The organism is Collinsella sp. CLA-AA-H302, from assembly GCF_040093305.1.
Lineage (GTDB): Bacteria > Actinomycetota > Coriobacteriia > Coriobacteriales > Coriobacteriaceae > Collinsella.
This window is the reverse complement of record NZ_JBBNJW010000006.1, coordinates 57,792-81,521: the sequence shown is the minus strand read 5'-3', so window position 1 is coordinate 81,521 and position 23,730 is coordinate 57,792. Positions and strand designations below refer to the sequence as shown.

The following is a 23,730-nucleotide window of genomic DNA, read 5'->3' as shown; positions in this document are numbered from 1 at the left end:
GCTACGCTAGGCGTCGATGCGCAGGGGGCTAGGCGGAACGCTTGGCCTCGAGCTTGGCCTGGGCGGCAGCCAGACGTGCGAGGGGCACACGATAGGGCGAGCAGGACACGTAGTCCACGTCGGCCACGTTAAACAGGCCCTTGATGGACTTGGGGTCGCCGCCGTGTTCGCCGCACACGCCAAAGTGCATGTCGGGATTGATGGCGCGGCCCTTCTCGACGGCCATGCGCACGAGCTCGAGAACCGCCGTGTCGATGGTCTCGAAGGGGTTGTCCTTCAGGATCTTCTTGTGCAGGTACAGCGGGATGAACTTGGCCTCGGCATCATCGCGCGAGAAGCCAAAAGTCGTCTGGGTGAGGTCGTTGGTGCCAAAGCAGAAGAAATCTGCGTGCTGGGCGATCTCGTCGGCGACCATGCAGGCGCGCGGCAGCTCGAGCATCGTGCCCACGGGAATGTTGAGCTCGACACCTTCCTCGGAGGAAACCTCGGCGATGACACGCTCAATGACCTCGCGGGTCTGGACATGCTCTGCCGTGATGGAAACGAGCGGCACCATGATCTCGGGGCGTGAGTCGACGCCCTCCTTGATAAGGCGGGCAGCAGCCGTGGCAACGGCGCGAACCTGCATGAGAGGCAGATCGCTAAAGACGACGGACAGGCGCACACCACGCAGGCCCAGCATGGGGTTGGACTCGACCATGCTGTCAATGCGACGCAGGCGGGTGCGCAGGGCGGCAAGCTCTTCCTCGCTGGCGCCAGCGGCTTCCTTCTTGGTGATGGCGACCTCGAGCTCGCGAGGATCATCCAGGAACTCATGAAGTGGCGGATCGAGCAGGCGAACGACCACATCGCGACCGGACATGGTCTTGAACATCGCCAGGAAGTCCTCGGTCTGGACCTTGAGCAGGTTGGCCAGGGCCTGCTGCTTTACGGCCTCGTCATCGGACAGGATAAAGCTCTGGATGATGTTCTTGCGGTCGCCCAGGAACATATGCTCGGTGCGGCACAGGCCGATGGCTTCGGCGCCAAACTCAAGCGCGAGTGCAGCATCCTCGGGGTTGTCGGCGTTGACGCGCACGTGGTTGGCGTGGCCGCAGGTCTCGTCCAGACGGATCTCGTCGGCCCAGGACAGGATGGTGTCCAAGTCGCCGGTGAGCTCTGCAGAGACCAAGTCGACCGCGCCGTCAACGACGATACCCTGGGTGCCGTCGATGGAGATGACATCGCCCTCGCGCAGCACGCGGTCGCTGCCCTCGATGCGCACGACCTTCTCTGCCGCGTCAATGTGGAAGCGCTCAACGCCGCAAACGCAGGGCGTACCCATGCCGCGGGCGATAACGGCGGCATGGCTCGTCTTGCCACCGTGGCTGGTCAGGATGCCCTCGGCGGCGACCATGCCCTTCAGGTCGTCGGGGTTGGTCTCCCAACGAACCAGAATGACCTTGTGACCCTCGGCGGAACGCGCGACGGCGTCGTCACTCGAGAACACGACCTCACCCACGGCGGCACCGGGGCTGGCGTTAAGGCCGCTGGCCAGGGCCTCGTACTTCTTGGAGGCGTCGAACTGCGGGTGCAGGAGCTGATCGAGCTGCGCGGGATCGATGCGGCTCACGGCCTCCTCGCGGGTGATGAGGCCCTCCTCGACCATTTCGATAGCAATGCGCAGGGCGGCAGTGGCGGTGCGCTTGCCCACGCGGGTCTGGAGCATCCAGAGCTTGCCCTGCTCGATGGTAAACTCGATATCGCACATATCGCGGTAATGATCCTCGAGCGTCAGGAACACGCGCTCGAGCTCCTCGCCTGCGGACTCGAGGCCCGGGGTGGTCTTGAGGTCGGCGATGGGCTCGGTGTTTCGGATGCCGGCGACGACGTCCTCGCCCTGGGCATTCACCAAAAAGTCGCCATAGAACTCCTTGGTGCCGTCGGCCGGGTTGCGCGTAAAGGCGACGCCGGTCGCAGAGGTCTCGCCCTTGTTGCCAAAGGCCATGGCCTGGACGTTGACGGCGGTGCCGAGCTCGTCGGAAATGCCGTGCTGCTTGCGGTAGATGCAGGCGCGCTCGTTCATCCAGCTGCCAAAGACGGCCTGGATGGCAAGGCGCAGCTGGAGCTCCGGATCGTGCGGGAAAACGGGCTTACCGTCGGCGACCTCGAGCTCGGGATACAGGGTCGCCTCGACGTTCTCGGAGAAGATGCCCTTAAAGGTCTCGACGAGCTCCTGCAGGTCCTCGGCCGAAAGCTCGGAATCGACACGAACGCCGGCGACCAGGCGGGCCTGGGTCAGGGCGTTCTCGAATAGATCGGCGTCGACGCCCATGACGACGTTGGAGAACATCTGGATAAAGCGACGGTAGCTGTCCCAGGCAAAGCGCGGGTTTTGCGTCTGCGCGATAAGGCCCTGGACGGAATCGTCGTTGAGGCCCAGGTTGAGGACCGTGTCCATCATGCCGGGCATGGAGAACGGAGCGCCCGAGCGAACCGACACGAGCAGCGGATCGGAGGCATCGCCGAGTTTCTTGCCGCAACGGGCCTCGAGGTCCGCCCCAGCGGCAACGATCTCATCGAGTGCGCCTTCGGGCCACACATTGCCGGCACCGGAGTACTCGACGCAAGTCTGGCAGGTAATGGTAAAGCCACCGGGAACCGGCAGGCCGATACGGCTCATCTCTGCAAGGTTAGCGCCCTTGCCGCCAAGCACGAAGTTCATGGACTTGTCGCCCTCAGTGACACAGGTGCCCTGGGCGTCGGTTCCAAAACGGTAAACCCTCTTGCAATCGCTCACGATACTTCCCCTTCCATGCGCTTACGCGCACGACCGTGGTAACGAATCGACCCGCCGGATGCGGGCCGTGAGGGAACTATACGGCGGGTTTTGGACAGGCTTGAGCAGAGGGTGCGCGGTTTGGTAAACGTGCTAAAACCGGCGGTAAACGGTAGGTAAAGGTGGCTACCTTATGAAGATACCACTACAAGGAAAGTGCAGGTCGGATGCGATGTATTTGCTAAATCGCTTTACCATTTATCAGCATTATTTCCAAGTATTCTCTTTGGTTAGCTAAAAGAGCCCCGTCCCAAATTAGCTACCCAAACAACCTTGTCCCAAGTGAGCTACTTTTGTTGAGCGCGGCGGGCGGCACGGCGGGCTCTTGCCTCTTGAATCTCTTCGAGGTGAGCAATGATCTCGGCAGCGCTTTCCTCGATGGCTTTGCCGTCGGTACGCACAACAAAGCAGCCTAAGCGCTTCATGAGGGCACGAGCTTCCTCAAGCTCGCTGCGCACGCTCTCAGGCTCGGCATAGGAGCCGGCAACGGCACGGGCGTAGTCATCGCACAAGCGGCTATCGCGAATCTCAGAAATAACGTCGACGGTCGAAATCAGGCCGAACAGGTGCATCGGGTCAACCTCGTAAATCGACTTGGGCGGCTCCATGCCATGCGCCAGTGGGACATTGGCGACCTTGTAGCCCTGATAGGCTAAATACATCGAAAGCGGCGTCTTGGATGTACGCGACACACCCAGCAGCACGATATCGGCACCCGACAGATCGTCGCAACCACGACCGTCATCGTGCTCAACGAAATACTCCATGGCCTCGATACGATGGAAATAGCGGTCATCGGTCTTGTGAATCACGCCCGCAACGCACTTGGGCGGCGCACCGATGAGCGACGACAGCACGGCAAGCGTCGGGCCGATCAGGTCGACCGAACGGATATGCAGCATACCCAGGTAATCGAGCACGCGGGCGCGAAGCGCCGGATCGACAATGGTATGGAACACGGCGACATCGCGATGGTCGGCATCGACGCGCGGCCCCACAAATGACTTGACCTGCTCCACGGAGGTCACCTTGGGCAGGCGCAAAACGCGAAAAGCCCCTTCATCAAATTGCCCGGACGCCGCAAGCACCACCTCACAAGCGGTATCGCCGAGCGAGTCGGAGATAACGATAACGGTGGGACGAGCGGTGACCGAGCAATCCATGCGGGGCTCCTTTTGCGCTTATGCGCAGGCTGGCTTACTTTTTGCGGGCAAGCTCACCGATGTTGGCAATGCCGGAGAAAACGGCCTCGAAGCGGTTGAGCAGCTTAAGGCGATTATCTCGAAGCTGCTCGTCCTTGTCCATGACCATGACCTCATCGAAGAAACGGTCGATGGGCGCGCGCAGGGCGGCGAGGGCGGCAAATGCGGCCGGGTAGTCCTCGGCAGCAAGGGCGGCATCGACGGCGGTCTGAGCAGCCTCGGAGGCGTCGGCGAGCGCAAGCTCGACCTCGCCCATCAGGCTGCGGTCATACTCCGCACCCAGCTCGGGCTTGGAGATATGCGCGGCGCGGGCATAGGCGGTCGCCAGGTTATCGAACGTCTCAGCGTCGTTCTTGCGGGCCTCGTCGAGCGCGGCGCAGCGGGCGAAGAAGACGGACGGGGCGATGATGTGCACCGCGGAGACGGCGGCAACGGTATCGGCCGGGATCTTTTCGTCGCGGGCCATGCTCACAAGGCGGCCATGGAAGAAGTCGCGAACCTGTTGGGCGACCTCGGCGGTGTCGAACTCAATGCCCTGCTCGCTATAGAGCTCAAGGGCAAAGTCAATCAGCGACGTGGGGTCGATCGGCAGGCGGTCGCGCAGGATGTTGATGATGCCGATAGCGGCACGACGCAGCGCGTAGGGGTCGGAGGAGCCGGTCGGGGGCTCGCCGATGGCAAAGATACCGGCGATGGTATCGAGCTTGTCGGCGCAGGCCACGATGCAGCCAGCAGTGCCCTCGGGCAGCTCGTCACCGGCAAAGCGAGGACGATAGTGATCGCGAATAGCATGGGCGACCTCGTCGTTCTCCCCCATCGCGGCGGCGTAATAACCGCCCATCACGCCCTGCTGGCTCGTGAACTGGACGACGGCGTTGGACACCAGGTCTGCCTTGCACAGGTGTGCGGCGCGAGCAGCGTCGGCGGCAAGATGGGCGCCCAGGTGAGCCTCGCGGGCGATAGCGAGCGCGAGCTGCTCGATGCGCTCGGACTTGGCGAGCACGCTACCTAGCTTCTCCTGGAAGGCAACCTTGGCCAGACGCTCACGGAACTCGTCGAGGGAGATCTTCAGGTCCTCCTCGTAGAAGAACTTAGCGTCGTCCAGACGGGCGCGCACGACGCGCTCGTTACCGTCGATCACTCGCTCGGCGTTCTCGGGCTTGCTGTTGGAGACGACCACGAACTCACGCGTCAGCTTGCCCTCGCCGTCATAGATCGGGAAGTAGCGCTGGTTGGTAAGCATGGACTCGCAGATAATCTCGTGCGGGACCTTGAGGAACTCCTCGTCGAAAGTACCGACGAGCACCGTCGGCCACTCGCAGAGGTTAATGACCTCCTCAAAGACCTTCTTGGGCGTATCGACATGGCAGCCGGGGCGAGCGGCCTCGACCTCGGCGATACCGGCGAGAATCGCCTCGCGACGGCGCTCGGCAGAAAGCACGCCGGCATCCTCGAGCACCTGCTCGTAAACAGCGGGGCTGGCGACCACATGGTCACCGGGGCCAAGCACGCGATGGCCACGCGTGGTGTTGCCACTCGTCACGTCGGCAAACGACACGGGCACAACATCCTCGCCCAGAAGGCAGCAAATCCAGCGGACCGGGCGCACGAAGGTGGCATGCTCGTGGCCCCAGCGCTGGGAGCGGTAGTTGGGCCACTGCAGGCCGGCAATGGTCTTCTCGCACAGGGCCGTCAGGATCGGGGTTGCCGGTGCGGAGGGAATGTTCTTCTCGGCAAAGACATACTCGCGACCGTCGGTATCCTCACGACGGACCAGGTCCTCGGCAGCCACACCGCACTTGCGGGCGAAGCCCTGGGCGGCCTTGGTGGCGTTACCGTCAGCGTCGAAGGCGATGTTTGCCGCGGGGCCACGCTTGACCTCGTGAACCTCATCGGTCGCGGTGGCAACGTCGGCAACGAGCGCAGCCAGGCGACGCGGGCTCGAGATCACGCGGACCTCGCCGTGGGCCAGACCGGCCTCGTCGAGACCCTTGGCGATCATGGTGCCAAGCTGCTTGACGGCATTGTTCAGCGGTGCAGAGGGCATTTCCTCCGTACCGATCTCAAACAGGAAATCCTTAGCGTCTGCCATGGCTTACGCCACCTCGCCTTCCTGGTCGGCATTCTCGTTGACTCCGGCGACCTCGGCCATGTAGGCCTCGCAGCACGCCTTGGCGACGGCGCGGACGCGCAGGATGTAGTTGGCACGCTCGACCGCGGACAGGGCGCCGCGGGCATCGAGCAGGTTGAAGGCGTGGCTGCACTTCATGACACAGTCGTACGCCGGCAACGGCAGCTTGCGCTCCAGGCAGGAATGGCACTCGGCCTCGTAGTCGTCAAACTTCTGACGCATCATCTCGACGTTGGCGACCTCAAAGTTATAGGCACTGAACTCGCGCTCGTTCTCGAGGAACACGTCGCCATAGGTCATGGGCGTACCGTCGGGCAGGTAGCTCCACACCAGGTCGTAAACGGAGTTGACGCCCTGGGCATACATGGCGATACGCTCCAGGCCATAGGTGATCTCGACGGGCACGGGGTCGACCTCGATGCCGCCCACCTGCTGGAAGTACGTAAACTGCGTGACCTCCATGCCGTTGAGCCAAACCTCCCAGCCAAGGCCCCAGGCGCCCAGGGTCGGGCTCTCCCAGTCATCCTCGACAAAGCGGACGTCATGGTCGTTGGGGTCCAGGCCAATGGCGGCAAGAGACCCCAGGTAAAGCTCCTGAGCATTAACCGGAGAGGGCTTAATGAGCACCTGGAACTGATAGTAGTGCTGCATGCGGTTAGGGTTCTCGCCGTAGCGGCCGTCGGCGGGACGGCGGCAGGGCTGCGCATAGCAGGTGCGCCATTCGGCGGGACCGAGCGAGCGCAGCGTGGTCGCGGTATGGAAGGTACCGGCACCGACCTCGGAGTCATAGGGCTGCATAATGACGCAGCCCTGCTCGCCCCAGTACTGCTGGAGGCGCAGGATGATGTCTTGGAAGGAAAGCGATGAAGCGTTCATGCCTCTAATATCCCCTCGTCGAAACGATTACACGGTTAGGTACTGTACTATAGCGGTTTTTAGTCGATAGCGCCGATGCGGTTGAGCGGCCAGTAGCGCACAAGCGCCACAGCGATCAAATCAGAGCGATCGACGGGACCAAAGTAGCGCGAGTCGGCAGAGTTTTCGCGGTTGTCGCCCATCACCCACACGCACCCGTCGGGAACGGTGTAGGGATAACTCACCTGGGCGCCAGGCGCTTGGACCGAAAGCGGCCAGCTCATGCCCGTCGTATAGTCCTCGTCGAGCGCTTGGCCGTCAACGACCACCTTGCCGTCCTGCAGGTCGACCGTCTGGCCGGCCGTGGCAATAACACGCTTGACAAGAACATCATGCTCGGAAGTGGCATCGGGGTTGTGGAACACCACGATATCACCCTGTTTGACGGGCTGACCGAGCTCGAGGCTCACCTTTTGTGCCAGGATCTGGTCGCCAATCTCGATCGTGTCCTCCATGGAGCCGGTGGGTACCACAAAGGGCTCGACCACAAAGGTGCGGATCAGGAAGGTGGCCACGAGCGCGATCGCGATGACCGCGACCCACTCAAAAGCGCCCCTCAACGCGGAATGCTGCGATGGAACCATTCTCACTCCTCGCTCTGCGAATACGAAGCGTCCAGAATCTCCTGCGCGTATGCGCGCTCCTGGGGCGTAAGCCGTGCCGTCTCGATCAGGTCGGGACGCCAGCGGCAGGTGCGCTCGATGGCATTCTTACGGCGCCAGGCGTCAACCTTGGCATGGTCACCGCTCACGAGCACCGGCGGCACGCCCTCGCCGTTGAATTCAGCAGGGCGAGTGTACTGCGCATACTCGAGCAGGCCTCCGTCCTCGGCGGTCGAGAACGACTCGTCGACGTTGCTCATCTCGTCACCAAGGGCGCCGGGAATCAGGCGTACGACAGCATCGGCAACGACCATAGCGGGAAGCTCGCCGCCCGTGAGCACGTAATCGCCGATCGACAGGCGCTCGTCGGCATACGCATAGGCACGCTCGTCGACACCCTCGTAACGGCTGCACACAAACAGCAAGCGCTCGCTTTTGAGCAGGCGCTCGGCCACATGCTGTGTAAAGGGCTCGCCACAGGGGGTAAAAAACACCACGGTGGGCTTAGGACCCTCGGAGCTAATAGCCTCGATGGCCTCGGCAATAGGCTCGACCTTCATGAGCATGCCCTGCCCGCCGCCGTACGGCTCGTCATCGACGGTACGATGGCGGTCGTGCGTCCAGTCGCGCAGGTTATACGCCTTAAAATCAAAAAGGCCGGCCTTGCGGGCGCGGCCCAAAATCGATGTGGACATGACGGGCTCAAACATCTCGGGAAAGACCGAAAGGGTCTCAATCAGCATGTTGTCCTCCCTACTTGTCCATATCGATCAGGCCGTCCATAACGTGGACGGAAATTGTTCCTGTGTCGGGAAGATCGAGCACAACCTGCTCGATCACGGGAATCAGTACCTCGCCGTACCGATCACCCTCGACAACCCAAACATCGTTAGCGGGCGTCGACATGATCTCGACGATCGTGCCGAGTGAACCGAAGCGCTCGTCGACCACCTCGCGACCCATCAGGTCGGTATAGGCGGCGTCGAGTGAATCGAGCTCAAAATCGTCACGATTTGCCAACACATAGCATCCCGTGATGCCCTCGGCGGCCGTCAAGTCGTCAATGCCCTCAAACAAGACCAGATCGCCATCGCCCGTATCGGTGACGGACACGACCGTGCAAAAGCGGTCGCGCTTGAGCGCCGGCGGCGTCAGGGCGACGCGCATACCCGGCTCTAATACAGAAGGAAGCCCCCGCAGCGGCTGCGCGAGGACCTCCCCCTTCCTTCCGTGCGGCTTGACCACACGGGCGATGTTTTTGTACTGGGACCTCAAGGTCCTAGCCCAGAACCTCTACCTCGACAGCAGTGTCGAGGCGAGCGGCCAGTGCACGGGCGAGCGTGCGAATGGCCTTGATGGTACGGCCACGACGGCCGATGACCTTAGCGACGTCATCCTCGGCAACCGAAACCTCAATCGTAGAAGCGTCGTCGCCATCGATGACCTCGAGGCTCACGGAATCCGGGTCGTCGACGATCTGAACAACGAGATATTCGACGAGATCGGCGATGCGATCTGAGAGCATTGCCTCACCCTCGAGCTGTGCAGCGTCAACCTCAGGCACGATTTACTCCTCGGCGCCCTCAGCGGCCTCAGCGGCAGCCTTAGCGGCCTCGGCCTCTTTGGCGAGCTGCTTCTTGGACTTCTTGACGACGGTCTCGGTCTTCTCGCCCTCGTTGGCGGCCTTGACCAGAGCGGCGACGGCGTCGGTAAGCTGAGCGCCCTTGGACTGCCAGTCGGCGATCTTCTCGAGGTCGAGGTTGATGGTCTTGGGGGCGGTCATCGGGTTGTAGCGGCCAACCTCCTCGATGATACGACCGTCACGCGGGGCGCGGGAATCGGCGACGACGACACGGTAGTACGGACGCTTCTTAGCGCCGTGACGAGCAAGGCGAATCTTGACTGCCAAAGGAAACTCCTCCAACCAAGCAGCTTTAGGCTGCAACTACAAACAAACAGTTGAACATAATACGCCATCGACGCGGGCAGGTGAAGTCCGTGAGACCAACTTCTTCGGTGTAGTCGAGGGCAAATCCATATCTTAGACAAGAATTCGGGATTTGCAAGCACATACACGCACCTCACATGAGCTGCGCGGTATACTCATGACATGGAAAGACGCGAACATACATACGGTTATGAGGATGCCATGGGCGTCACGCCGCCTCCCTGGACGGGTCCGGCGGTGGGCCTCATGGACCTCGATGCGTTTTTTGCGAGCGTGGAAATGCTCGACCATCCCGAATGGCGCGGAAAACCGCTCATCGTGGGCGGAGACGCCGATTCGCGTGGCGTCGTGTCCACGTGTTCATATGAGGCACGTCGCTTTGGCGTGCACTCCGCCATGCCCTCGGCCGAGGCACGGCGTCTGTGTCCTCAGGCCATTTGGACACACGGGCACTTTGATCGCTACCGCGAGGTGAGCGCGCAGGTCATGGCGATTCTCGCCGACGAGACCCCGCGCGTCGAGCGCGTATCCATCGACGAAGCCTTTATCGATATCACACCGGGTCGCTTTGCGCCCGAAGACCCGCTGCTGGTTGCGCGGCGTATAAGCGACCGCGTGGCAGGGCTGGGAGTGACCTGCTCCATTGGCGTGGGCTGCAACAAGACGGTCGCAAAGATCGCAAGCGAGCGGGATAAGCCGTTTGGGCTGACCATCGTGCGCCCCGGAACCGAGCAGCGCTTTTTGGCCGCGCTGCCGGCATCTGCCATGAGCGGCATCGGACGCTCGGCCGAGGAGCGACTGCGCCGCATGCGCATCTACACCCTCGGCGAGCTTTCGCGCGCGCCTGAGTCCACACTGGCCTCTATTTTTGGCGTCAACGGCGAACGCATGCGCCAGCGTGCGCTGGGACTCGAAATCTCTGAAGTCACGAGTCTCGACGAAGAGCGCGAGGTCAAGTCGGTCAGCAATGAACGCACCTTTGCGAAAGATTTGACTGAGCGTAGGGATATTGAGGCGGCGATTGCGCTGTTGGGAGAGTCAGTGGGACGCCGTCTGCGCCGTCAGGGGCTGACGGGTGCCACGGTAACGCTCAAGCTTAAGTATTCGTATGGAAGCGGTCGCTCGGCACAGCGCCGACTGCTTCATCCGACCGACGATGAGAACATCTTCGTGGCGGTTGCGCTCGAACTGCTCGACAACATCTGGCAGGAAGGCATGCATGTTCGCTTAGCGGGCATCGGCATGAGCGACTTCGACCACCAAGGCGGCATCCAGACCGACCTGTTCTGCGAGATCGATGATCGCGGAGCCCAATCCAGCGACCGCCGCGACCTCTCCGTCGCCATCGACGCCGTCCGAGACAAATTCGGCGACACCGCCCTATCCTTCGGCCGCCAATCCCGCTTCAACGATTAACCGCCTTTGGGCAAAAAGAAAGCCGGGCAGGTGCGGAAAACCGCACCCGCCCGGCGATATGCGTGAGGGTAGCTAAACCCCGTCTCAAATGAGCTACTAGAGGAGGTTGAGGGGGAGCTGGGGAGCGTCTCCCCAGAGTTTCTCGAGGCGGTAGAAGTCGCGGGCTTCGGGAGTGAAGACGTGGACGACAACCGAACCGTAGTCCATGAGCATCCAGGTCTTCTGCTCGCGACCCTCGATGGAGAACGGGTGCTCGCCGCAAGCCTCGGCGACCTTCTCCTCGATCTCGTCGACGATAGAATCGACCTGGCGGTTGTTGGTACCGGTGGCAAGCACAAAGTAGTCGCATACGTCGGAAAGCTCGGTCAGGTCGAGCACCTGAACGTCCTCACCCTTCTTGTCGTAGGCGGCCTGTGCGGCGGCGCGGGCGACATCCTCGGCGGCGACACCGCTCGCGGACAGCGAGGCGGCAGTGCGGTCGGACGTGGCGGCGAAGCTCTTGTGCTCCACATGTTCAAGAATCTGCTCGTCGGTCATGGTCTCGTCGGCCATGGAATACCTCTTTCTAGACAGCCCGAGCTAGCGCAGCTGGGCGTAATGGTTGTAAATCGAAATAGCCGTGGGATAAAGATAGCGCCCGGACTGGATCACATAGACCAAACCCTGCGCAAAACAGGAGAAGAACAACTCGTCGAGCGACGACTCCCCCACCATCTTGCGCAGCGCATGCGCATAGTCGCCGTGGCGGTTGGGCTCGATGGCATCGGCCACAAAGACCACCATATCGAGCGGCGTCATGTCGCAAGCGCCCACGGTATGACGGTCGACAGCCTGGAAAACGGCCGGCGACAACTCGGGGAAAAGCTGCGGAAGCTCATAGGCGGCAACAGGACCATGCAAAAGCGGCGTCGCGGCGGAAGGAGAGCCGGCAATCTTAATGCCGTAATGCAGAGCGCGCGTAACCAGCTCGTCGTCGGAGAGCACTTTGTCCCAGTCGTGGATCAGACCGGCAGCAGCGGCATCAAAGCGGTCAACGCCGTAGACCTCGGCCAGATGAAGTGCGGTCTCGGCAACACCCAGCGAATGCACATAGCGCTTGCGCTTATCCTTCATGCGAACATCGAGCAGCTCTTGAATGCGCTTGAGCAGTGCGCGCTCATCGCCCTCGAACTGATCCCCTACCGACAACGTAGACCCCCATCACTCAAAATCTTCTTGGCCCAAATCGGCATATAGCCTGCGTTTGCGAATGTAGCCGAGCACGGACTCGCTCGTAAGATAGCGCACGCTCATGCCGCGGGCAACTCGCTTACGAATGTTCGTCGAGCTGATCGCCAGCGCCGGAATCTGAATATAGCGCACGTCGAACGGCAGCCCCGACTCTTTGATTCGGGCACGCGCTGTATCGATATCAAAGCCCGGTCGTGTCGCCGCAATAAAGGTAGCAAGCTCAGCGATTCGTTCGGCATCATGCCAGGTCACGATATCGATAATCGCATCGGCGCCCGTAATAAAGTAGAGCTTTACCTGCGGCGGGTAAAAGTCGCGAAGGGCATGAAGCGTATCAGCCGTATAGGTTACGCCCGGGCGGTCGATCTCGAACCGGCTCGCCAAAAAGGCCGGGTTCGCGGCGGTGGCGAGGACCGTCATGGCATAACGGTCCTCGGCAGGCGTCACCGGCTTGTCAAGCTTAAAGGCAGGCGTGCCCGCCGGCATAAAGAGCACGGCATCCAAGTCGAGGGACTCACGCGCCTGCTCAGCGGTCACCAGGTGCCCGTAATGGATGGGATCAAAGGTGCCACCCATAATGCCGAGCCTAAACTCCTGCCCGTCCTCTAGAGGAAGCTCGGGCAGACCGATTCCACCGCGCAGCGACATGGCTTACTCGCCCTCCGAGGTCTCGGCATCGTCCTCGGCATCCGCCGCATCGACAACCTCGACGCCCTCATCCGCAGCATCGGCCACGTCAATGACCTCGACGGCAACGTCCTCGCCAGCATCCTCGAGCTCTTCGTACTCCGAGAAGTCCTCGGCGCCCTCAAAGTCAAAAGCGCGCTGGCAAATGCGGACCTCGTCGCCCGCACGGCAACCGGCCTTCTCGAGCGCGTCGTCAACACCCATACGCGCAAACTTATGCTGCAGGTAAATGACGGCTTCTTCGTTTTCCCAGTCGGTCTGGATGACCATGCGCTCGATGGCACGACCGACCACGCGGAAGGCACCGGGCTCTTCCTGGACAATGCGGAACCGCTTCTCGCGCTGCAGGCGGCGACGCTCCCACTCCTCGTCGCGCAGATCGACCGGCTCATCAGAGACCGCCAGCTCGGCGCGAAGCTTAGCCACCTGCTCGCCCACGGCAAGCATCAGCGTGTTGAGGCCGGCGCCCGTAACAGCAGACACGGCAAAGAACATATGGCCATCGTCGAGCGCCGCACGCTTAAGGTCGGCAATCTTGTCGGCCGTGCCCGGCGCATCACACTTGTTGGCAACGACGATCTGCGGACGCTCCGAAAGCTCGGCGCCATACTGCTCGAGCTCGCGGTTGATGATGCGATAGTCCTCGACCGGATCGCGATCCTCAAAACCACCCGTCATATCGACGACGTGCATGATGAGCGCCGTGCGCTCAATGTGGCGCAGGAACTGGTGACCCAGGCCCTTGCCCTCGCTCGCGCCCTCGATGAGACCGGGGACGTCGGCAACGACGTAAGAATATTCGCCGGCACGCACCATGCCGAGGTTCGGCACGAGCGTGGTAAACGGGTAGTCAGCAATCTTGGGGCGGGCGGCACTCATGCGCGCAATGAGCGATGACTTACCCACCGAGGGAAAGCCCACAAGCGCGGCATCGGCCATAAGCTTCATCTCGAGCTCGATCCAGTGTTCCTCGGCAGGCTCGCCGAGCTGGGCAAAGGCCGGAGCGCGACGCACCGACGTCACAAAGTGTGTGTTGCCCAGACCGCCGGCACCGCCGGGCGCCACGACGACGCGCTCGCCGTCGTGCACCAGGTCGGCAATCTCGAACATCGGGGTCTGCGTCTCGGGATCGAGCTCGCGCACCACGGTACCCATAGGGACCTTGAGAATCAGGTCCTCGCCGCTCTTACCGTTACGACGGGCACCCTGCCCGTGCGTGCCGCGCTCGGCGCGGAAGTGATGCTTGAAGCGGTAATCGATCAGCGAAGACAGCTGAGCATCGGCCTGGATGACAACATTGCCGCCACGACCGCCGTCGCCGCCATCGGGGCCGCCCTTGGGGACAAATGCCTCGCGCCTAAACGACATGCATCCGGCTCCGCCGTCGCCGCCGCACACGTTAATGCGGCTGATATCGGTGAACTGTGACAACAGAATCGCCTCCTACAAAAAGAGGGAGACCCTTGAATCCTAAAACTCAAGTGCCTCCCACATATGTGCTCTATGAAGGGTGAATTACGCGTTCGCGAGCGGGCGTACGCTGACCCTGTGCTTGATACCCTTGTGGAACTCAACGGTACCGTCGACCAGCGCGAACAGCGTATCGTCCTTGCCACGGCCAACGTTCTCACCCGGGTGGATGTGAGTGCCGTGCTGGCGGACGAGAATCGTGCCCGTGGTTACCGTCTGGCCGGCATAGCGCTTCGTGCCAAGGCGCTGACCGCGGGAGTCACGGCCATTACGGGAGGAACCGAGTCCTTTTTTGTGTGCCATTGTGTATACCTACTCTTTCGTTACGAGTGTAATCTACTCGGCGACGGGAGCCTCGGCAACAGCCTCGGCCTCTGCCTTGACAGCCTTCTTGGCGCGGGACGTAGCCTGGACCTTCACGATCTTCAGCTTGGTGAGCTGCTGACGGTGACCCTTCAGACGACGATAGCGCTTACGCTTGTGGAACTTGAAGACCAGCTGCTTCTCGCCCTTGAACTGCTCAACGATCTGAGCGGTAACCTTGGCCTTGGCCAGCTTGTCGGGATCGGTGACGATCTTCTTACCATCGTTGAGGAAGATGACCGGCAGGGTGACCTTGTCGCCCTCATTGCCCTCGATCTTCTCGACGGTGATGACATCGTCGGTGGCGACCTTGTACTGCTTGCCGCCCGTGTTAACGATTGCGTACATGTTTACTTGCCCTTCATGCATCAGTTAGTGCAACAGCCGAATATAGTAGCAGGCGAAAATACCCCCGTCAACGAGTATGTGGAGCAAATCCACAAGTTCGCACAGGTATGGGGCTGACGAGTCGGCCCTCGTCGTCCTCGCATGCTTGATTCTGACGCTCGACATCGTAGGAGCAGATGGTCACGAGGTCTTGCATACCGGTGGAAACAATAGGTGCATCCACGCCCGGGGTCAAGCCCTGCAACAAAACATCAGCAGCGGAAAGCAAAATTTCCGGACGCATGGAGCCCTCGTTGTCGGCATGGGTGTCGAGCATGAGCACCAAATGGTCAGGGCGCTCCCCCGCCGTGAGCTCATAGCCCACGAGCGTGTGATCCAAATCCAAGCGCTTGCTCTTTTTGCCGCGCGCGTAGTCGATGCCATGGTCCGCGCGCAGCGTGTCGATCGCACGACGCACCTCGTCGGCGCTTACGGGCGCCTCGGGATCCAAGTGCAGGTCGATGCGATACGACAGACGCGTGAGCTGCGCCGTCAACGCCGGCGTGCGCACGTCGATGTACGCCGCCTCGATGGGCGCCAGATCGGCCGGAGACGCCGCAGCCAGGCGCCCAAACGCCTCGTCGAGCGCCACGAACTCGGTCATAAACAGGTCATACCACTCGCAGATCGACGACGTACCCACCGGTAGCGCCGAAGAGAAGCCCACTCGCATGTGCGGAGAGAAGCCCTGCGTGACGGCATAGGGAAGTCCCGCACGGCGCACGATGCGCTCAATGGTATGGATTACTTCGAGATGGCCCAGGTACTTAAGGCGATCGCGCTTGCCATAGCGAACACGAAGTCTAAAGAGCGTGGGGTTGTCGGTCAGGCGCTCACTCATGCGCGATCACCCATCAATACATTCTTGGCGTGGAGCGTAGGGCAGATTCCGCAGCCGGTGCACGACGTGCGGGTGCAGTCGGGAGTCGTGACACCCTCGAGCGAGCGACGGTACTCGCGCTCGAGGAAGCCGCGCGTGCAGCCGGGGCTCACATGCTCCCACGGCAGACGCCAGTCCAACTCGTAGGGCAGGTGCACGAGCTCATTGAGGTCGATGCCGTTTTTGGCAGCAGCCTCCTTCCAGTTATCGAGCGAGAAATGCTCTACCCAGGCGTCAAAGCGAGACCCCGAGCGCCAAGCATCGATGATGACGGGCGTCATGTCACGACCGGCGCGGGAGAGCGCGGCCTCGATGAGCGAGGTCTCGGCATCGTGGTAATGCACGCGGACGGCACGGTTGCGAACGCTCGTGATAAGCAGCTTCTGGCGACGCTTGACGTCGTCGTAGTCGAGCTGCGGGCACCACTGGAACGGCGTGGCAGCCTTGGGGATAAAGACCGAAACCGAGATGGACACCGAGATCGAGCCGCGACGAGCCTTGGGCACCACGGAACGACCGAGCTCCAGCACGTGATCGGCCAGATTGGCGATGGCCACGATGTCCTCGTTGCGCTCGCCGGGAAGGCCCATCATAAAGTAGAGCTTCATGCGGTTCCAGCCGGCCTCGAAGGCCGCCTTGGCCGCACGGTCCAGGTCCTCCTCGGTCACGTTCTTGTTAATGATGTCGCGCATGCGCTGGCTGCCGGCCTCGGGCGCGAACGTCAGGCCGCCCTTCTTTTCGCCGGCGACCGACTCGGCCATATCCACGCCAAACGAATCCAAGCGCTGCGACGGAATAGACACGCGAATACCCGTATCCTCCAGGCGACGGTTGAGCCTGCCGAGCACGTCACGAATGCAGGAGTGGTCGGTCGTGGAGAGCGAGGTCAGCGACACCTCGTCATAGCCGGTCTTTTCCAGACCCTGAATCACCGACGAGACGATCTGATCGGCCGAGCGCTCGCGCACCGGGCGATACGTCATGCCGGCCTGACAAAAACGACAGCCGCGGGCGCAGCCACGCAGGATCTCAATAGACAGGCGGTCGTGAACCAGCTGCGCATAGGGCACGCACGACTGCGACAGCGGATTCGTGGCACTAAAGTCCTCGACGACGCGCTTGTAGACCACGGTCGGCGCATCCTTGCCCTCACGCGGCACGGTGTAGCCATGCGGCGAGCAGGACTCGTCGTGACGAACCTCATAGAGCGACGGCACGTAGTTGCCGCCAATGGATGCAAGCTGCTCGACAATCTGCGCGCGCGGGACTCCTTCGTCGCGCAGGCGGCGATGCAGCTGGCAGGTCTCGAGCAGCGATTCCTCGCCCTCACCGATGAGGATGGCATCGAAGAAGGCCGCGTACGGCTCGGGGTTGTACACCGAGGGACCGCCGGCGATGATGATGGGGTCGTCTTCACCTCGGTCGGCCGCTAACAGCGGAATGCCAGCGAGATCGAGTGCCTCGAGGAAGTTCGTCACCGCCATCTCGTGCGGCACATGCAGACCGACGATATCAAACGAAGCAACGGGGGCAGCACCTTCGAGCGACAGCAGCGGAATGCCCGCCTCGCGCATGGCGTCACCCATATCGGGCCACGGCACATAGCCACGCTCGCAGGAGATGCCCTCGGCCTGGTTAAGGATGTTGTAGAGGATGGCGATGCCCTGGTTGGGCAAACCAACCTCGTACACATCCGGGTAGATCAGGCAGCAACGGTAGTCGGCATCGGCCTTGGAAAGCGTGCCCCACTCGTGATCGATATAGCGGCTCGGCTTTTCGACCTTGGCGAGCAGCGGCTCAATTAAATGAAAGCAGTCTTGATACGGAACGCGCAACAGAAAACCCCTAAGCAGCGAGATCGGATGCGTCTTGGTAGGACGCCATAGGACGGGTAGCGCCCGCGACCGTGGTCACCAGATCGCGAACGCGGGAGAACGTGGCAGTGACCACCTCGTTGGCACGGCTGTAGTCGACATCGCGCTCGTAGAGCGAAACAAGCGCACGGCCCATGCCATAGGTGCCCGCGGCAGCAGTGAGCGCCTTAACGGCAAACCCAATATGCGGCGTCTGCTTGACGAGCGCGCGGGTGACCGCGCGGATCACAAGACCGCCGGCAAGCACGCCCGCGACCTCGTAGCCGCGCTCAGGCTTAATGCCGCGTCCAAAGACGGCAGCGAGCTCAAAGAGCATGCCCACCTGCGCCAGCGCCATAACGGGATAATCGGCGCCCGGCAAAAACACCAGCGCACCGGTCGCCATATTGGTGAGCGCGCACGAGGTGATGATACGATTAGCTGCCGCGATGCGCATAAAGGCAAAGTTCGCCGCAAAAGCCGTTTCCTTGTCGGTGCGATCGAGAATCCAGCGGGCAAGCGTCTCGAGCAGATACGTCTTATCGGTTGCCGCCACCACGCCGAGCATGGGCGTGGACTCCTCGATAAACGGCACCTCCACAGCAGACTCGGCAAGCACGCACACGGGCGCGCCGGCGATCACGAGCTCCTGCACGGCACTCTCCAGGCGGTCGGAACCACACGAGAGCACCAGTACCACATCGGTATCGGTCTTTGGAGCAATTCGCTCCTCCCCCAGACGCTCGACGCGCACAATGCCCGAGGTCGTCTGCGGCACAAAGGCGTCACGCACCGTCTCAGCAAGAAAGCGCGAGGCGGACGAATCCAGATAGACCGAGACGCGCACCGGCGTATCGGAATCCTTCTTAACGGACGCGCCCATCTTAAAAGCGCGGGTCAGCTTATCTACGGGAATTTTCATAGCAAACCCCTCCAGCGGTTACGCGGCGCCCAAACGATGCCGCCATATGGATTGTACGATACCCACCGTCAGCAGCTGAATCATCATCGAAGACGAACCGAAGCTAATAAACGGTAGCGGAATACCGGTAATCGGCATCATGCCGATGCACATGCCGATGTTTTCGAAGGTCTGGAACGCCCACATGCCAACGATGCCCACACACGATAGGCGCAAGAACAGCGACTCACACTTAAAGGCGACGCGAATCGTCGAAAAGATCAGCAGCACGTAGAGGCATAGGAGCAAAAAGGAACCGCAAAAGCCAAAGGTCTCGGACAGGAAGGCGAAGACGAAGTCGGTGTGGAACTCAGGCAGAAAGCCGCCGGCCGACTGCGTCGCATGGCCCAAACCCTTACCAAAGAAGCCGCCCGAGCCAACGGCGATAAGCGACTGCTGCAGGTTGTAGGCATCGTCCGAATCGGCATTATCGGGGTCGATAAAGACCGTCAGGCGGTTCATCTGATACTGCTTGATGAGCACATCGTGGCCGAGCAACGAATCAAAGACCGAATCGAGCGCCAGGACGAGGGCCACCAGGCCCACGAGCAGGGCCAGGGTCGACAGCACCCATTCGCGGCGTGCACCGCTCATGCAGATGACGATGGCGCCCGAGACCAGCACGACCAGGCCCGAGCCCAGGTCGCCCATGGCGACGACGGCCAAAAACGGAATGGACAGCATGCCGCAGAGCTTGACGTAGTCGCGAACGGTATCGATGCGGCCGTTATACTGCGAGCCAAGCGTGGCGATAAAGAAGATGGTGATGAGCTTGGCAAGCTCAACCGGCTGGAATGTCAAGCCGATACCGGGAATCTTGATCCAGCCCGTCATGCCCAGACCGCCCGTATAGGACAGGCCCGGAATCTTGGGCGAGAAGATCACAATAAGGTCAATGACGAGCAGCGCCGTCGAGAAGTTAGAGATGCCGCGCAGATCGGTACGCCAGACGAGCACCGCAAGCACCGCGCCAATGCCAATGCCCAGCAGGTGGCGCGAGAATGAGGCGTCGGCCTTAAACTGTGACGCCGACCAAATAATGATGGCGCCATAGGCAACGAGCGCGACGGTAGCCAGCAGCACACCGATATGCACCTTTTGGCGAAACGTACCGCGCGAGGCCGAAAGTTGCTTGTTGACGCGGTCCAGGCTGCTGCGAGAGCCGGTCTTGGTTGAACGGAACAGATCCGCCGGAGAAAAATCCATCGCAACCTCCTATCGAACCGAAGAATCGCCCGAGGCCGAAGAGGTATCGGGCTCGTCATAAATCGCGCCGAGCACGTCGCGCACGACATGCATCGCGGTATCTGAGCCACCGCCGCCCTGCTCCAGGACAGTAGCGATGACATACTTGGGATCATCGGCCGGCGCATAGGCGCAGAACCACGCGTATTCGTCCTCGCCGCTTTTCTCGCCCGTGCCCGACTTGCCGTATACCTGCGGCGTCAGGGTGCCAAAGTGAGCCGCCAGGGACGTCGATGCCGTGTAAATCACGTCGTGCATGCCGTTGCGAACAAGAGCCAAATCCGAATCGCTGTTGATCTTGGCCTCCAAGCGCTTCTTCTTGCCTTTGCCGTTGTACTTATAGGCATCGCCGTCGCCATCGCGCGACACGGCAGACAAAAACACGTGAGGCACGTACTGCTTACCGCCGTTGGCAAGGCCCATGTAGGCGCATGCCATCTGCAGAGGCGTCACCAAAATGTCGCCCTGGCCGATGGCAATGTTGGTCATATCGCCGGCATTCCACTTGCGGTCCTCGGCAGAGGCGTCGGTAAAGTACGACTCTTTCCACTCGGCATCGGGAATACGGCCCGCGCCCTCACTCGGCAAATCGATACCGCAGGTCTTGCCTAGGCCCCAGCGACGAAAGACCTCCTGCAGGCCCTCGGAATGTTGCTCGTCATAAAAGAACGCCTTGCCCATATCGTAGAAGACGGGGTCGCACGAGTTGGCAATACCCGACTGCAGCGTCATGGTGCCGTGTCCAGACGTCAGCCAGCAGCGCTTGCCCCAAGCCTTGCCCAAGCCCATCCAATAGCCCGTGCAGTTGGTTGTCTGCGTTGAAGTGTAGGTTCCAAACTCAAGACCGGCCAGTGCCGAGAGCGGCTTGATGGTCGAGGCCGACATGTACTGTCCGCTAATGGCGCGGTTGAGCAGCGGGTGCGAACCCTTGTCATCATTGAGCTCGGTCCACACGTCATTTGAGACGCCGCCGATAAAGACGGACGGATCGAACTTGGGCTCGCTCGCCATGCCCAGGATCTCGCCGTTGTTGGGATCGAGACACACCACAGCGCCGTTGCCGGCATTGCTGTAGCCAGTGGTCTTGGCAAGCTCGATGGCGCTCGCCAGCGCCGTCTCACAGGCCTGTTGGATCTTGAGGTCGAGCGTGAGCTTAATGTCGGAGCCGGCCTTGGCGGGCACGGCGCCGGCCTGACCGGTCACATTGCCCGAGGCATCGACCTTGACGGTCTGCTCGCCACGAATACCCTGCAGCAGGTTTTCGTAGTAGCTCTCAACACCCGCCTGGCCCACGATATCGCCCGACTGGTACGTAATCCGGCCAGCAGAAGCATCATCGTCGCCAGAGGTTTTCTTATTCTGGGCCTCAAGCTGCTCGGAGGTAATGGTGCCGGTATAGCCCAAAATGTGACAGGCCGTCTCGCCGTACGGGTACTGGCGCTCGGTACGCTCGGCAATCTTGACGCCCGGGAACTCGCCGGCGTGCTCCTTGATATAGGCAACCGTGGAGCGACGGACGTCCGTCGCGATGGTATGCAGGCTCTGGGCGCCCTCGGAATTGTCCTGAATATTGCGCAGAACCGCCACGTAGGGCATACCGAGCACGTTGGCAAGATGGCGAACCAGAACCTCATCCTCGGCAAGGTCGCGGTAGGCCACGACAGCAAGTGAGGGACGGTTCTGGACAAGTGCCACGCCATTACGGTCGAGGATGCGGCCGCGCACAGCGGGTGTGGTAACGGTGCGCGTCTGATTACTATTAGCCTGCTTTTCATAATAGTCCGACGAGACCATCTGCATGCCCCACAGCTTGACGGCAAGCGCCGCGAACATCGCGCCCACACCCGTGGTGAGGATGGAGAAGCGGCCCTTAAAGGCGGTCGCCGCGGTATTGCCCTCGCCCTCGGTGGCGCGCGGGGCCGTTCCATGCTGCGTATCGTAGGTAAAACGGGAATCGCCGCGACGCATGATGACCAGCGCGACTACGATGGCCACAACCAGCACGATACCGGCGATAATAACCGTCATCTGGGAAGACATCTACGAGCCTCCCCTATTTGAGCTTACGGGTCTTGGGCTTAAAGCGCATGCCCGTCTGGCGTCCGCCACGTGCGGAGAATCCATAACCGGACTGCGGCACGACGCCGGACATCAAAAACGGAATGGCAACCAGACCCGTCAGGATCGAAGACGGCAGCGCATGGCCGAAGATCGCCACGACAAAGCTCGTCTCCAAACCCATAAACAGCAAGATGATGCTGTAGATCACATTAATGACGAAAGCGAAGGCGCCCACAGTGATGCCGCGCGCACTCGGGGTACCGCCCGTCTGACCGGCAGCGCTATGCACCAGGGCAAAAGAACCCACGGTCAGCAGGAGCGACATAACGCCCACCGGCACGGCAGCGGAAAGGTCATAGAACAAGCCGCTGCAAAAACCGCACACGACGGCACGGGTCGGGTCGCCCGAGAACACGCTTAGGCACACCAGGATAATCATAAAGTTGACGCGACCGCCCGCAATGGAGATCTGCGGTGCCAGGCCTGCCTGCAGCAGCACGCACACGATGGCAGCGATTACAAACGTGCGGGAGCTCATCCCCTGCTCGTGTAGATCCATGGACATGCCCCCCTATTCGCTCGAGCCGGAATCGGTCGTCTCGGACGTGTCGGAACCGTCATCCAAGCTCTCGTCCTTCGTCTTGGTCGCAGCATCCCGCGACGTTCCCTGCGGCGTGCTGTTGGCCGTGTTCACGTCCTCATCCGAGGCCGACTGTTCGTCGGTCAGCGAGGTAATGACCAGCACTTCCTCGTTGTTCTCGGCCGTCGTCTGGGCGCGTACCACAATGGTGTAGTACACGTCGTTTGCCGATTTCTCAACCGACGAGACGGTGCCGAGCGGAAGACCCTTGGGGAACACACCGCCAATGCCCGAGGTCACGATGATGTCGCCAACCTTAACATCGGAGTCGACGCTCACGTACTCAAGACGCAGCGTGCCGTCAGCCTGACCCTGCAGCATACCCTGGGCGCGCGTGTCCTGCACCATGGCGGACACGCCCGAGTTCTCGTCGCCAATCAGGCGCACGGTGGACGTCTTGGCCGAGACCTCAATAATCTGGCCTATGACACCGGCAGAACTCGTCACAGGCATGTTGATGGTAAGCCCGTCGGCAGAACCCTTATCGATGGTAACGGTCGAGGTCCAGGCATCGCCCGAAGCGCCGACGATACGAGCTGCGGTCGATTTGAGGTTGTAGGTCGACTGCAGACCGACCAGCCCCTCCAGTCGCTCGGCAGTCTTTTGAGCCTCGGAGAGCTCGGCAACCTTAGAGGTCAGTTCCTCGTTTTGCTTCTTAAGCTCGTCAAGCGTGTCCTGCGACGCCGTAAGGTTAGAGAACACGTTTCCGATCGCATTGAAGGGAGCCGCCACAGCCGAGCCCACAAAGCGCACCGGCGAGGTAATCGTCGTCACGCCCGAGCGCACGGCATGAATCGGTCCTGCCTCGCCCTCCCGGATGTAAAACGTGAGCAGCAACACCGAAATCAGGCTGAAAACAATCAACGGGCGCATACCCGTTGATTGTCGCTTGGTATTCAGATTTGTGGAGAAACCCGAAGA

Annotated in this window: 23 protein-coding genes; 1 reads left to right on the top strand and 22 read right to left on the bottom strand. The window is 61.3% G+C overall.

The window, feature by feature from the left end:
• Nucleotides 1-28 precede the first annotated feature (28 nt).
• From ppdK to rpsP, 9 genes are all read right to left on the bottom strand, one after another.
• Nucleotides 29-2,779: a pyruvate, phosphate dikinase gene (gene ppdK, locus AAAV21_RS05840; RefSeq protein ID WP_349108104.1), complete on the bottom strand. Its 2,751-nt coding sequence runs from the start codon at nt 2,777-2,779 to the stop codon at nt 29-31.
• A 326-nt stretch (nt 2,780-3,105) separates the two neighbouring features.
• Entirely contained in the window at nt 3,106-3,981 is an 876-nt protein-coding gene (locus tag AAAV21_RS05835) for a pyruvate, water dikinase regulatory protein (RefSeq protein WP_349108103.1), read from the bottom strand.
• Nucleotides 3,982-4,015: 34 nt separating this feature from the next.
• Complete coding sequence (gene glyS / locus AAAV21_RS05830) at nt 4,016-6,112, bottom strand: glycine--tRNA ligase subunit beta (protein ID WP_349108101.1); 2,097 nt, start codon at nt 6,110-6,112, stop codon at nt 4,016-4,018.
• 3 nt (nt 6,113-6,115) lie between these two features.
• Nucleotides 6,116-7,027 (bottom strand): glycine--tRNA ligase subunit alpha, encoded by a 912-nt coding sequence (locus AAAV21_RS05825; RefSeq protein ID WP_006236091.1) that lies wholly within the window; start codon nt 7,025-7,027, stop codon nt 6,116-6,118.
• A gap of 59 nt (nt 7,028-7,086) precedes the next feature.
• Nucleotides 7,087-7,650: a signal peptidase I gene (gene lepB / locus AAAV21_RS05820; protein ID WP_055250011.1), complete on the bottom strand. Its 564-nt coding sequence runs from the start codon at nt 7,648-7,650 to the stop codon at nt 7,087-7,089.
• 2 nt (nt 7,651-7,652) lie between these two features.
• Nucleotides 7,653-8,411, bottom strand: a complete 759-nt coding sequence (gene trmD, locus AAAV21_RS05815; protein ID WP_055250008.1) for a tRNA (guanosine(37)-N1)-methyltransferase TrmD — start codon at nt 8,409-8,411, stop codon at nt 7,653-7,655.
• A gap of 10 nt (nt 8,412-8,421) precedes the next feature.
• Nucleotides 8,422-8,913, bottom strand: a complete 492-nt coding sequence (rimM, locus tag AAAV21_RS05810; protein WP_349108192.1) for a ribosome maturation factor RimM — start codon at nt 8,911-8,913, stop codon at nt 8,422-8,424.
• Nucleotides 8,914-8,947: 34 nt separating this feature from the next.
• Nucleotides 8,948-9,193 carry a KH domain-containing protein gene (locus AAAV21_RS05805; protein ID WP_171021534.1) on the bottom strand — a complete coding sequence of 82 codons (246 nt, stop codon included), beginning with the start codon at nt 9,191-9,193 and terminating at the stop codon, nt 8,948-8,950.
• A gap of 42 nt (nt 9,194-9,235) precedes the next feature.
• Nucleotides 9,236-9,577 (bottom strand): 30S ribosomal protein S16, encoded by a 342-nt coding sequence (rpsP, locus tag AAAV21_RS05800; RefSeq protein ID WP_022094749.1) that lies wholly within the window; start codon nt 9,575-9,577, stop codon nt 9,236-9,238.
• Between the two features lie 240 nt (nt 9,578-9,817).
• On the opposite strand from rpsP, the gene dinB reads away from it, so the two are divergent.
• Nucleotides 9,818-11,032, top strand: coding sequence for a DNA polymerase IV (dinB, locus tag AAAV21_RS05795; RefSeq protein WP_273376111.1), 1,215 nt, complete (start codon nt 9,818-9,820; stop codon nt 11,030-11,032).
• Between the two features lie 96 nt (nt 11,033-11,128).
• Here dinB and rsfS read toward each other — a convergent pair whose 3' ends face one another.
• From rsfS to mreC, 13 genes are all read right to left on the bottom strand, one after another.
• Nucleotides 11,129-11,584, bottom strand: coding sequence for a ribosome silencing factor (gene rsfS, locus AAAV21_RS05790; protein WP_117745948.1), 456 nt, complete (start codon nt 11,582-11,584; stop codon nt 11,129-11,131).
• 27 nt (nt 11,585-11,611) lie between these two features.
• Nucleotides 11,612-12,145, bottom strand: coding sequence for a bis(5'-nucleosyl)-tetraphosphatase (symmetrical) YqeK (gene yqeK / locus AAAV21_RS05785; protein WP_192934390.1), 534 nt, complete (start codon nt 12,143-12,145; stop codon nt 11,612-11,614).
• Nucleotides 12,146-12,232: 87 nt separating this feature from the next.
• Nucleotides 12,233-12,910: a nicotinate-nucleotide adenylyltransferase gene (gene nadD, locus AAAV21_RS05780; RefSeq protein WP_089573445.1), complete on the bottom strand. Its 678-nt coding sequence runs from the start codon at nt 12,908-12,910 to the stop codon at nt 12,233-12,235.
• A gap of 3 nt (nt 12,911-12,913) precedes the next feature.
• Entirely contained in the window at nt 12,914-14,380 is a 1,467-nt protein-coding gene (gene obgE, locus AAAV21_RS05775) for a GTPase ObgE (protein ID WP_349102709.1), read from the bottom strand.
• Nucleotides 14,381-14,464: 84 nt separating this feature from the next.
• Nucleotides 14,465-14,722 (bottom strand): 50S ribosomal protein L27, encoded by a 258-nt coding sequence (gene rpmA / locus AAAV21_RS05770; protein WP_006236075.1) that lies wholly within the window; start codon nt 14,720-14,722, stop codon nt 14,465-14,467.
• Nucleotides 14,723-14,755: 33 nt separating this feature from the next.
• The gene (rplU, locus tag AAAV21_RS05765) at nt 14,756-15,130 is read right to left on the bottom strand and encodes a 50S ribosomal protein L21 (RefSeq protein WP_035138585.1); all 375 of its coding nucleotides are present in this window, start codon (nt 15,128-15,130) and stop codon (nt 14,756-14,758) included.
• Nucleotides 15,131-15,197: 67 nt separating this feature from the next.
• A complete protein-coding gene (locus tag AAAV21_RS05760) occupies nt 15,198-16,010 on the bottom strand; it encodes a TIGR03936 family radical SAM-associated protein (RefSeq protein ID WP_117757141.1) in 813 nt (270 codons plus the stop codon).
• Nucleotides 16,007-17,884 carry a TIGR03960 family B12-binding radical SAM protein gene (locus AAAV21_RS05755; protein WP_349108098.1) on the bottom strand — a complete coding sequence of 626 codons (1,878 nt, stop codon included), beginning with the start codon at nt 17,882-17,884 and terminating at the stop codon, nt 16,007-16,009. Before AAAV21_RS05755 ends, AAAV21_RS05760 begins: the two co-directional genes overlap by 4 nt.
• 10 nt (nt 17,885-17,894) lie before the next feature.
• Nucleotides 17,895-18,824, bottom strand: coding sequence for a hypothetical protein (locus AAAV21_RS05750; RefSeq protein ID WP_006236071.1), 930 nt, complete (start codon nt 18,822-18,824; stop codon nt 17,895-17,897).
• An 18-nt stretch (nt 18,825-18,842) separates the two neighbouring features.
• Entirely contained in the window at nt 18,843-20,069 is a 1,227-nt protein-coding gene (locus AAAV21_RS05745; protein WP_349102711.1) for an FtsW/RodA/SpoVE family cell cycle protein, read from the bottom strand.
• 9 nt (nt 20,070-20,078) lie between these two features.
• Complete coding sequence (gene mrdA / locus AAAV21_RS05740; protein ID WP_349102712.1) at nt 20,079-22,148, bottom strand: penicillin-binding protein 2; 2,070 nt, start codon at nt 22,146-22,148, stop codon at nt 20,079-20,081.
• A 13-nt stretch (nt 22,149-22,161) separates the two neighbouring features.
• Nucleotides 22,162-22,728 (bottom strand): hypothetical protein, encoded by a 567-nt coding sequence (locus tag AAAV21_RS05735; protein ID WP_117646379.1) that lies wholly within the window; start codon nt 22,726-22,728, stop codon nt 22,162-22,164.
• A gap of 12 nt (nt 22,729-22,740) precedes the next feature.
• Complete coding sequence (mreC, locus tag AAAV21_RS05730) at nt 22,741-23,682, bottom strand: rod shape-determining protein MreC (RefSeq protein WP_349108096.1); 942 nt, start codon at nt 23,680-23,682, stop codon at nt 22,741-22,743.
• Nucleotides 23,683-23,730: the final 48 nt, after the last annotated feature.